Below are 11,148 nucleotides of genomic sequence, written 5' to 3' on the forward strand. Positions count from 1 at the left end.
AAACCGTACCCACCTTCAATTTGGACATCCAGCGTTAAAGCATGTGGATGTGGACGCAGAGGCGTGTGGCCGTCTGGTCGTGCGAACCGCTCGCGGCGGTTGCAAGGTGTGCGGCGCAGCATACTCAACTTCGCGAAGGTTTCCCAGCTAAAACCGGTCCGGGTTGCCCGGCAGTGCGGGTCGTCAGTCAGTTGTCTTCAAGCGGGTGTGGCACAGCAGGCCTGCGAGTGTTGAGGGTCGACCACCAAAATACCCACCCCAATATGCGGATATTCAGTGCCTGAATCTGTTCGGCCGAGTACGTCTCGTCAGGGTATTCACTGTTGTTGTGGCTGCGCAGCCGCAGTCCGTCGCCCGGCAGGCGGTATGCGTATTTGATGCGCAGCATGCCGTCTTGTTCGAGGGCGTAAATCTCACCGTCCACGATGTGTGTCAGGCTGCTGTCGACGGCGAGGGTGGAGCCGCTCTGAATTTTTTGCGCCATGCTGTTGCCAATCATCGGGACGCAAATGGCGTGTTCGGGGCTCACGGCTGCGGCTCGCAAGATCGCGTTGTCGAGGCGTATGTGGCCGTCAGGTATTTCCATGACGCGCGTCCCGGTGCCACAGGGGGTTAACACCTCGTTGTAAAAGGCGAGGCGGGCATCGGTTCTGTCGGGTGTAACGCTGGTGGGTCGAAGGGGTGTGAGGTGTGCCTCTGATGGCGCACGCAGAGGTTCATGTGTGCTGGGCCCTTTAGGGTGTTTAGAACCTTCACCCGTACGTAGCCAGCGACTGTTCACACAGAGCAGCTCGGCGATTTCGTCAAGTCGGGCCATGGGAATGCCGCGCTTGAACCAGTTATTGACGTGCTGCGGCGTAACGCGGCGATTGGCAGCGAAGTCCGAAGCGGATAAATGGCATTCCCTTAACAGGAGCCTTAGACGATCACCGGATGTATTCATGCTGGCGGAGTTTACGGAGAAGAATGCGCCGTTTAAATAAACTAAACGTTCAAAAAAGACACGCAAGAACCAGAGATATCGCGGGCTTCAAAAGCCTTTTCCTACGTTTGATGTGCGACGTATTTGTACGCGGTGAACATAGTGTTTTACGGTGTTTAAGCAGGCATAAAAAAACCCCGGAAGACCGGGGTTTTTTGTGTAGGAACTTGCCGTAACAAGTGACTCAACACTTAGCCTTTGTAAGCAGCAACCGACTTGGTGATTTCGGCGCGGGCAGCTTCTGCGTCGCCCCAGCCTTCGATTTTCACCCACTTGCCTTTCTCGAGGTCTTTGTAGTTCTCGAAGAAGTGCTGGATCTGCTGGATCAGCAGAGGTGGCAGGTCGGTGTACTCTTTTACGTCCACATACAGCTGCGACAGCTTGTCGTGTGGCACTGCAACTACTTTGGCATCGCCGCCGCCGTCGTCAGTCATGTGCAGGATGCCGACCGGGCGAGCACGGATAACCGAACCTGGTGCAACCGGGTAAGGGGTCACGACCAGCACGTCGAGGGGGTCACCGTCGTCGGCCAGGGTGTTCGGGATGAAACCGTAGTTGGCCGGGTAGAACATCGGGGTGGCCATGAAGCGGTCAACGAACAGGCAATCGCTGTCTTTGTCGATTTCATATTTGATCGGCGCGTGGTTAGCCGGAATCTCGATAGCGACGTAGATGTCATTCGGCAGGTCTTTGCCAGCCGGAATCTTGCTGTAGCTCATTGGGCGGTGCCCCCGTTAGTAGGCCAGTTTGCTTGGCCGATTTGGCCAAAAAGTGGCGGCGATTATAGGCGTATTCCTGCAACGACGTCACGCCTGGGCGATCAGTGCTGTGCGCGGTATCCGACATGTTCGCGCTGAAGCGTTTGTAAGCGGGTCAACGGGTCCTGACGATAAAACAGGCTCAGTTGTTGGTAAACCCGCGGGTAGGCCTGGTTCAACAGATCAGGAGCGCTGAAGAAGTATTCGCTGATGACCGCAAAAAACTCCGCCGGGTTTTCAGCCGCATACGGGTCGATAGGCGCGTGATCGGGGTTGTGGTGATCAAGGTAGTGGTTGAGGTGGTCGTAGGCCTCTTGCATGGCGTTGGACCAGTCGTTGACATTCATGCTGCTGTGCAGCGGCGGCATGCCATTAGCGGCACCGTTGAGCATGTCGAGCTTGTGCGCCAGCTCATGAATCACCAGGTTGTACCCTTCCCAGCCGCCGCTCGACAGAACGCCCGGCCAGGCCAGCACCACCGGGCCATGCTGCCAGGCTTCGCCGCTGTGATGACCTTCCCACTGATGCTCCACGCCACTGGCGTCGCGGTGACGCTGCGGGCTGACGAAATCGTCGGGGTACAGCACGATTTCGTGAAAGCCCTGATACCAGTCCAGCTCACCCAGGTTCAGTAACGGCAATTGCGCTTGCGCAGCCAGCAGCAACCGGCCGACGTCGGTGAGTTCAACACCGGGCATCGGTGTCAGGTGTTTGTCCTGCAAAAACAGCACGCTGTGCTCACGTAGCCATTTGTCTTGTTCGTCATCCAGACCGTCGAGAATGCTCAGGTGTTGGCGCACCTCATGCCAGGCATCCGGGGTTACCGGGTGCTGGGCAAGAATCCTCTGGCGTCTCCATTCGCTCAGCGACCACATGGGTTTTTCTCGATCAGGCTTTAGAAGGGGTGCGCCCCAGACGGCTGCGCACCACACCGACAATCATTGGTACCAGCGACAGCAGGATGATACCCACCACCAGCAGCGACAGGTTTTTCTTGATGAACGGTACATTACCGAAGAAGTAACCCAGCGTGACAAGACCGCCGACCCACAGGATGGTGCCGAATACGCTAAAGCCGAAAAAGCGCGGGTAGGGCATGCGTGCCACACCGGCTACAAAGGGGGCGAAAGTACGGATGATCGGCAGGAAGCGCGCCATGGTCACGGTTTTACCGCCGTGGCGGTCATAGAAATCATGGGTTTTTTGCAGGTAGTCGCGACGGAAAATCTTGGAGTCCGGATTACTGAACAGCCGTTCGCCCGCCGTTCGCCCGATAACGTAGTTGGTACTGTCACCCAAAATCGCCGCCAGCATCAGCAAACCGCCGAGCAGCACCGGGTCCATGCCACCGCCCGCTGCCACAGCGCCTGCGATAAACAGCAACGAGTCGCCTGGCAAGAACGGCATGACCACCAGCCCGGTTTCGCAAAAAATCACCAGAAACAGGATGGCGTAAATCCACACGCCGTAATCTCTTACCAGCATGTCCAGGTACACATCGAGGTGCAGGATGATGTCGATCGGGTTGAAATCCATGTAAAGCACCTGTGTTGATGACCCGGCTCAGCAGGTCTGTGCGGGGAAAAAGGTAATGAACTACAGGGGGTGTAGTTTTTTCGTACATTTTGAACCGGACGGATTATACGGATTGAAGCAAATTCTGCTTCTAGAGTTTGTAGCGAAGCGTGTATTACGGTCAGAACGATAGAGAGAACCCGCAGCGGCTGTCGATTGCAGGCCTGCGCTGCTTAAGAGCAGCCGCAGGTCAACAGAATAGCGACTAGCCGCTGTATTTATTGGCCACTCAGTAAGAAATTATCGCGGGACGTGTCCGTTTCCAGTGTCTGAATCTGAGCTTCGTCCTTGAGGTTTACACCCGACAACTGCCGACGGCAGGCTTCACGCATCAGATACGCCAGCCGATGAGCGGCCATGCCATAACTAAGCCCTTCCAGTCGTACGTTGGAAATACAGTTGCGGTAGGCGTCAGTCAGCCCGACCTTGGGCGCATAAGTGAAATACAGCCCGAGACTGTCCGGGGAGCTGAGCCCGGGCCGCTCGCCAATCAGCATCACCACCATTTTTGCCCCGAGCCGTTCGCCGACTTCATCCGCCACCGCCACCCGGCCTTGTTCGATCAGCACCACAGGTGACATCGACCAGCCATCGCTGACGATGTGCTCTTCCATGCGCGCCAGAAAGGGCAAGGAGTGCCGGTGAACCGCCAGCGCGGACAGGCCATCGGCTACCACCACAGCCACGTCGACTCCGCCGGGGTTGGTGTGTGCGTAATCGCTTAAACGCTGCGCCGAGGCCTCGTCCAGTCTGCGGCCAAGGTCAGGGCGTTGCAGGTAGGTGTGGCGATCGGCCGCCGCGCTGTGCAGCAACAAACTGTCACGGCCGCGTTCGCTCAGTTGAGCGCTCAAGCTCGCATGATCGAATGGCAAATGCACGGCATCGCGCGCCTGGGCGTGGGCAAACTGGAAATCCAACTGCGCATGGGTCGGCAGGCTGGTGCCGGTGCGGCCCAGTGCAATGCGTGCGGGGGTCAGGCTGCGCAGCGCCCGCCACGGATTTGTGTTGTCGTGTGGGGTAGCGGCCATGGTCAATGACCTCCCAAATGGGCCAGCGCCTGACGAAATGCCGGCGGCAGTTGGTGACCGAATTCGATGCGGCCATCGCGCTGGGTGAAAATGCCGATCTTGCTCAGCCATTGTTCGAACTCGGGTGCAGGCTTGAGCCCGAGTGTCTTGCGCGCATACAGCGCGTCATGGAACGAGGTGGTCTGGTAATTGAGCATGATGTCGTCCGACCCCGGAATGCCCATGATGAAGTTGATCCCGGCCACGCCGAGCAACGTCAGCAGGGTGTCCATGTCGTCCTGATCCGCTTCGGCGTGGTTGGTGTAGCAGATGTCGCAGCCCATCGGCACCCCGAGCAGCTTGCCGCAGAAATGGTCCTCAAGCCCGGCGCGGATAATCTGCTTGCCGTTGTACAGGTACTCGGGGCCGATGAAACCGACCACGGTGTTGACCAGAAACGGTTTGAAATGCCGCGCCACGGCATAGGCGCGGGTTTCGCAGGTTTGTTGATCGACGCCAAAGTGCGCGTTGGCCGACAGCGCGCTGCCTTGACCTGTTTCGAAATACATCAAGTTGTTGCCCAACGTGCCGCGATTGAGGCTCAAACCGGCGTCATAGCCTTCTTGCAGGACATTCAAGTTGATGCCGAAACTGGCATTCGCCGCTTCGGTGCCAGCAATGGACTGAAACACCAGATCCAGCGGCACGCCGCGGTTGATCGCTTCAATGGAGGTGGTGACGTGGGTCAGCACGCAGGATTGAGTGGGGATTTCGTAACGTTGAATGATCGCGTCCAGCATCTTCAGCAGGTCGCAGATCGAGGCAATGCTGTCGGTGGCCGGGTTGATGCCAATCATGGCATCGCCATTGCCGTAGAGCAGGCCATCGAGAATGCTGGCGGCGATCCCGGCCGGGTCATCGGTGGGGTGGTTGGGTTGCAGGCGCGTTGACAGGCGGCCGTGCAGGCCCAGCGTGCCGCGAAACCGGGTGATGACGCGGATCTTCTGCGCCACCAGAATCAGGTCCTGAACGCGCATGACCTTCGACACGGCCGCGGCCATTTCCGGCGTCAGCCCCGGCGCAAGGGCACGCAAGCTGTGTTCATCGGCTGCGTCGCTGAGCAGCCAGTCACGGAACCCGCCGACGGTCAGGTGGCTGACCACGCTGAAAGCCCGGGCGTCGTGGCTGTCGATAATCAGTCGCGTAACCTCATCGGTCTCGTAAGGAATCAGCGCTTCGTGCAGGAAATGCGTGAGCGGGATGTCGGCCAGTGCCATTTGTGCCGCAACCCGCTCGCCGTCGTTTTGCGCGGCCACACCCGCCAGAAAATCGCCGGAGCGTGCCGGGCTGGCCTTGGCCATCACCTCTTTGAGGCTGTCAAAGCGGTAAGTCTGCGTGCCTACCGCATGGGAAAACGTTGCCATACAGGGTGCTCCTTGACGCCAGACGCGAGGCGTCTGGCGGGATGCTCAGCGATCAGTGCAAGGTTTCTTCGGCTTTCTGGATCGCCGCGAATTCCTCTTCAGGTGTGCCGGCGACCAAGTGATGCCGACTGTAGAACGCAAAGTAGGCAATTAATACGCCATAGATCACGGCAGCACCAATCACCACGCGTGGGTCGACCAGGAAACCGGCGACCACCGCCACGCACGCCAGTACCAGCGCGACGCCGGAGGTGAAAATGCCCCCCGGTGTGCGGTACGGGCGCTCCATTTTGGGGCGACGAATGCGCAGGGTGATGTGGGCGGCCATCATCAACACATAGGAAATGGTCGCCCCAAACACAGCCACCAGAATCAGCAGGTCGCCTTGTCCGGTCAGTGACAGGCCAAAGCCGATGATGCCGGGGATGATCAGGGCCAGAACCGGCGCCTTGCTTTTGTTGGTCTCGGACAGTTTGCGTGGCAGATAACCTGCACGGGACAGGGCGAAGATCTGACGCGAATAGGCGTAAATGATCGAGAAGAAGCTGGCGATCAAACCGGCCAGGCCGACCAGATTGACGAAACCGCCCATCCAGGTGGAGCCGCCATAGGCTTTGCTCAAGGCTTCTACCAGCGGGTTGCCCGAGGCCATCAAATGATGCGCCCCGGCGCCGCCCGGCCCGATGACCAGGATCATCAACGCGAATGTCACCAGCACCAGCATGGCGCCGATCAAGCCGCGCGGCAGGTCGCGTTTCGGGTTCTTGGTTTCTTCGGCGGCCAGCGGCACGCCCTCAACGGCGAGGAAAAACCAGATCGCGTAAGGGATGGCTGCCCACACGCCCACATAACCGAAGGGCAGAAACGGGCTGGCACCCTTGGCCTCGGTCACCGGGATGTCCAGCAGGTTGGCGACGCTGAAGTGCGGCACCATCGACACCAGAAACACCCCCAGCGCAATGGCGGCCACGGCGGTGATGATGAACATCAGCTTGAGCGCTTCACCGACCCCAAAAATGTGGATGCCGATGAAGATGATGTAAAACGCCAGATAGATCATCCAGCCGCCAATCCCGAACAGCGACTCGCAGTAAGCGCCGATAAACACGGCAATGGCGGCCGGGGCGATGGCGTACTCGATGAGGATCGCCGTGCCGGTCAGGAATCCGCCCCATGGGCCGAAGGCGCTGCGGGCAAAGCCATAGCCGCCGCCTGCCGTAGGGATCATTGACGACAACTCGGCCAGCGAGAAACACATGCACAGGTACATGGTGGCCATCAGCAATGTGGCGAGGAACATACCGCCCCAGCCGCCTTGGGCCAGGCCGAAGTTCCAGCCGGCGTAGTCGCCGGAAATCACATACGCCACGCCCAGCCCTACCAGCAGGACCCAGCCGGCGGCGCCTTTTTTCAGTTCGCGTTGTTGAAAGTAATCGGAGCCGACTTTTTCAAAGTCGACCGAAGAGGGAGCCGCTGCGGCGGCGATTGGTTCGCTAGGCATGTGCATTCACCTGTTCTTTTATAGTTTGGAAAATTTGACAGGGTGTGAAGCAAGAGAAGGGCCAACCCGGATGTCTGCAGGAGCGAAGCTGGCTCGCTCCTGCAGACCAGGCCGTTAGAAGAAGCCCAGCGGGTTGATGTCGTAACTCACCAGCAGGTTTTTGGTCTGCTGATAATGGTCGAGCATCATCTTGTGGGTTTCACGGCCGACGCCGGACTTTTTGTACCCGCCGAACGCGGCGTGCGCCGGGTAGAGGTGATAGCAGTTGGTCCACACACGACCTGCCTTGATCGCACGGCCCATGCGATAAGCGCGGTTGATGTCGCGGGTCCACAGGCCAGCACCCAGTCCGAACTCGGTGTCGTTGGCGATGGCCAGCGCTTCGGCTTCGTCTTTGAAGGTGGTGATGCTGACCACCGGGCCAAAGATTTCTTCCTGGAACACGCGCATTTTGTTGGTGCCCTTGAGCAGGGTCGGCTGGATGTAATAGCCGGTTGCCAGGTCACCTTCGAGTTTGGCCACGGCGCCACCGGTCAGCAGCTCGGCGCCTTCGTTTTTGGCAATTTCAAGGTAAGACAGGATCTTGTCGAACTGCTGCTCGGACGCTTGTGCGCCGACCATGGTGTCTGTGTCCAACGGATCGCCGCGCTTGATCGACTCGACCTTCTTCATCACCACTTTCATGAACTCGTCGTAGATCGACTCTTGCACCAGCGCGCGCGAAGGGCAGGTGCAGACTTCGCCTTGGTTGAAGAACGCCAGCACCAAGCCTTCAGCGGCCTTCTCGATGAAAGACGGTTCAGCCTGCATGATGTCTTCGAAGAAAATATTCGGCGACTTGCCACCCAGTTCTACGGTGGAAGGAATGATGTTTTCAGCGGCACATTTCATGATGTGCGCGCCCACAGGCGTCGAACCGGTGAAAGCAATTTTGGCAATCCGCTTGCTGGTGGCCAGGGCTTCGCCTGCTTCCTTGCCGAAACCTTGCACCACGTTCAGCACACCCGGCGGCAGCAGGTCACCGATCAGTTCCATCAGCACACTGATGCTCAGCGGCGTTTGTTCGGCAGGCTTGAGCACGATGCAGTTACCGGCTGCCAGCGCGGGGGCGAGTTTCCAGGCGGCCATCAGCAGCGGGAAGTTCCACGGGATGATCTGCCCGACCACGCCGAGCGGTTCGTGAATGTGATAAGCCACGGTGTTGCCGTCAATCTCGGCAGCGCTGCCTTCCTGGGCGCGGATGCACCCGGCGTAGTAACGGAAGTGGTCGGCCGCCAACGGTACATCGGCGTTCAGGGTTTCGCGCACGGCTTTGCCGTTGTCCCAGGTTTCGGTGACGGCCAGCAGCTCAAGGTTTTGTTCGATACGGTCAGCGATTTTCAGCAGCACCAGCGAGCGCGCCTGCACCGACGTCGCGCCCCAGGCATCCGCAGCGGCATGAGCGGCGTCGAGGGCTTTCTCGATGTCTTCAGCTGTCGAGCGCGGGAACTGGGCGATGGGTTTGCCGTTCACCGGTGAGGTATTGGTGAAATATTGACCGTTGACGGGAGCCACGAATTCGCCGCCGATGTAGTTACCGTATTGGCTCTTGAACGAGACGATCGAGCCTTCAGTACCGGGTTGTGCGTAACGCATGGTGAGTGTCTCCTGGCTTTATTGTGCTTATGGGAGGACGCGCTGTGGCGCTGCCCTAAGCCGGAGCAAAGGCCGGGCCAAATTGTTTCGAATGCTCTAAAACGGGGCTTTGAGCAGAGTTCGAGCGTTCTCTTGCACCTGGGCTGTGACATGGCTGGCACAGTCGGGGTGACACTCTGTACCAAAAACGGTACAGAGGCTGACCGGCCAGTCAGATGGCGATTGCAATGCATACGGCGCAAGAGGATGCTGGGGGCTCGGTTTGGACTGGTTCTTGGGCGCATCTCCCGGGGCATTTGCCCTGCACACGCCAAGACCGCCGAGACAGAGCGGAGAATAATAAAAATGCACAGTGCAGATATCAGTCGGCACGCCCGACAAGTCATCGACGTCACTCAGGGCCGTCCTCAAGGATGCGACCCGTCGATTGTTCGCTCCTGGCAACGCTGCCTGGAAGATTACCACCTCGATCCCGCTCAAACTGTCGCCCCGACGGTGCTTGAACACGGTCGCATTCTGGAAGGGCGCGAGCGTTTGCAGCAGGTGTTGCACATTGCCAGTCATGAAATGAACAGCTTGCATCAACAGTTATCGGGTGCCGGTCATGCGGTATTACTGACCGATGCTCGGGGCGTGATCCTGAACTGCGTGACCGCGCCCACGGAGCGCACAGTGTTTGAGCGGGCCGGGCTGTGGCTGGGGGCAGACTGGAGTGAGGCCCGCGAAGGTACCAATGGCATTGGCACTTGTCTGGTTGAGCGACAAGCGCTGACCATTCATCAGGATGAGCACTTTCGCGGTCGCCACACCGGACTCACGTGTTCGGCCAGCCCGGTGTTTGACCCGCAGGGTGACTTGCTGGCCGTGCTGGACGTGTCTTCGGCCCGCCACGACGTGTCGCGCCAAAGCCAGTTCCACACCATGGCGCTGGTCAACCTGTCGGCAAAAATCATCGAAAGCAGCTATTTCTTGCGTCACTTCGAAGACCAGTGGCTGTTGCGCTTTCACCTGCAAGCACAATCGGTGGGGCTATTTAGCGAAGGCATGCTGGCGTTCGATGGCGAGGGCGTGATTGCTGCGGTCAACCAGAGTGCCTTGAACCTGCTGGGGCATGTGCGCGGCGGGCTGATCGGGCAAACCGTCGATCAGGTATTTGATTGCCCGCACGATGAGCTTTTCGCCCGCGCCAGCCCGCAGGCCAGCGCCAGTTGGCCGCTGCGCACCCGTGATGGTCGCGTTTTATTTGCGGCATTGCGCGGCCAGGCCCGCAGTCAACCCACGCCGGTCAGCGTTCAACCAGACCCAGCGCCTGCGCGCCTGAGTGGGATCTGCTTGGGCGACGATGCGTTGCACACTGATTTTCGCCGCGCGTTGCGGGTCTTCGAGCGCGACGTGCCGCTGTTGGTCAATGGTGAAACCGGCTCGGGCAAAGAAGCCTTCGCCAAAGCGGTGCATCTGGCCAGCTTGCGCACCGACCAGCCCTTTGTGGCGCTTAACTGCGCGGCGATTCCTGAAAGCCTGATTGAGAGTGAATTGTTCGGCTATCGCAGCGGCAGTTTTACCGGTGCGCGCAAAGAGGGCATGCAAGGCAAGTTGCAACAGGCAGATGGCGGAACCTTGTTTCTCGATGAAATCGGTGACATGCCACTGGCCATGCAGACCCGTTTGCTGCGTGTACTGGAGGACCGACTGGTGGTGCCGATTGGTGGCGAGCCGCAGGCTGTGAACGTGCGCATCATCAGTGCCACCCACCGCAACTTGCTCGAGCGCGTGGAGCAGGGCAGTTTTCGCGAAGACTTGTATTACCGACTCAACGGACTGGAAATCGCTTTGCCCGCCTTGCGTGATCGCAGCGACAAGTGCCAGTTGCTGGATTTTCTGCTGGCCGAGGAGGCGGGGCAGGAGCGGTTGGTGATTGACCCGCAGGCACGTCAGGCGCTGCTTGATTTCAATTGGCCGGGCAACGTACGACAAATGCGTACGGTGTTGCGTACCTTGGCGGCCTTATGTGAAGACGGGCGCATCAGGTTGCAGGACTTGCCAGCCACTATGCGTCAAACCTCACCCAAAGCGCCTGAAACGCCTGAACACCCGCTCGATGAAGCCGAGAAAATGGCCTTGTTGATGGCGCTGGAGTTGCATCGCTGGCACATGACACATACCGCGCTGCAACTGGGGGTCAGCCGCAATACGCTGTACAGAAAGCTGCGCAAGCATGGCATTGAGCGTTAAGCCAGGCGCTCATCCTAATCATCAGGTGCGAAAA

9 protein-coding genes are annotated in these 11,148 nt (G+C 59.0%); 1 reads left to right on the plus strand and 8 read right to left on the minus strand.

Going from position 1 to position 11,148, the window contains the following annotated elements:
* Positions 1–187: 187 nt before the first annotated feature.
* The 8 genes from CJF39_RS03395 to exaC form a co-directional block, all read right to left on the minus strand.
* Complete coding sequence (locus tag CJF39_RS03395; RefSeq protein WP_094992145.1) at positions 188–943, minus strand: LexA family transcriptional regulator; 756 nt, start codon at positions 941–943, stop codon at positions 188–190.
* A 230-nt stretch (positions 944–1,173) separates the two neighbouring features.
* A complete protein-coding gene (gene ppa / locus CJF39_RS03400) occupies positions 1,174–1,701 on the minus strand; it encodes an inorganic diphosphatase (protein WP_016779241.1) in 528 nt (175 codons plus the stop codon).
* Between the two features lie 101 nt (positions 1,702–1,802).
* Entirely contained in the window at positions 1,803–2,615 is an 813-nt protein-coding gene (locus CJF39_RS03405) for a zinc-dependent peptidase (protein ID WP_094992146.1), read from the minus strand.
* Positions 2,616–2,628: 13 nt separating this feature from the next.
* Positions 2,629–3,276, minus strand: coding sequence for a DedA family protein (locus CJF39_RS03410; RefSeq protein ID WP_094992147.1), 648 nt, complete (start codon positions 3,274–3,276; stop codon positions 2,629–2,631).
* A gap of 257 nt (positions 3,277–3,533) precedes the next feature.
* A complete protein-coding gene (eutC, locus tag CJF39_RS03415; RefSeq protein ID WP_094992148.1) occupies positions 3,534–4,343 on the minus strand; it encodes an ethanolamine ammonia-lyase subunit EutC in 810 nt (269 codons plus the stop codon).
* A gap of 2 nt (positions 4,344–4,345) precedes the next feature.
* A complete protein-coding gene (locus tag CJF39_RS03420; protein ID WP_094992149.1) occupies positions 4,346–5,746 on the minus strand; it encodes an ethanolamine ammonia-lyase subunit EutB in 1,401 nt (466 codons plus the stop codon).
* A 52-nt stretch (positions 5,747–5,798) separates the two neighbouring features.
* Complete coding sequence (gene eat / locus CJF39_RS03425; RefSeq protein WP_094992231.1) at positions 5,799–7,247, minus strand: ethanolamine permease; 1,449 nt, start codon at positions 7,245–7,247, stop codon at positions 5,799–5,801.
* 114 nt (positions 7,248–7,361) lie between these two features.
* Positions 7,362–8,882 carry an acetaldehyde dehydrogenase ExaC gene (gene exaC, locus CJF39_RS03430; RefSeq protein ID WP_094992150.1) on the minus strand — a complete coding sequence of 507 codons (1,521 nt, stop codon included), beginning with the start codon at positions 8,880–8,882 and terminating at the stop codon, positions 7,362–7,364.
* Between the two features lie 345 nt (positions 8,883–9,227).
* On the opposite strand from exaC, the gene CJF39_RS03435 reads away from it, so the two are divergent.
* A complete protein-coding gene (locus CJF39_RS03435; protein ID WP_094992151.1) occupies positions 9,228–11,114 on the plus strand; it encodes a sigma-54-dependent Fis family transcriptional regulator in 1,887 nt (628 codons plus the stop codon).
* Positions 11,115–11,148: the final 34 nt, after the last annotated feature.

It is taken from the genome of Pseudomonas lundensis (assembly GCF_002269125.1).
Taxonomy (GTDB): Bacteria; Pseudomonadota; Gammaproteobacteria; order Pseudomonadales; family Pseudomonadaceae; genus Aquipseudomonas; species Aquipseudomonas lundensis_A.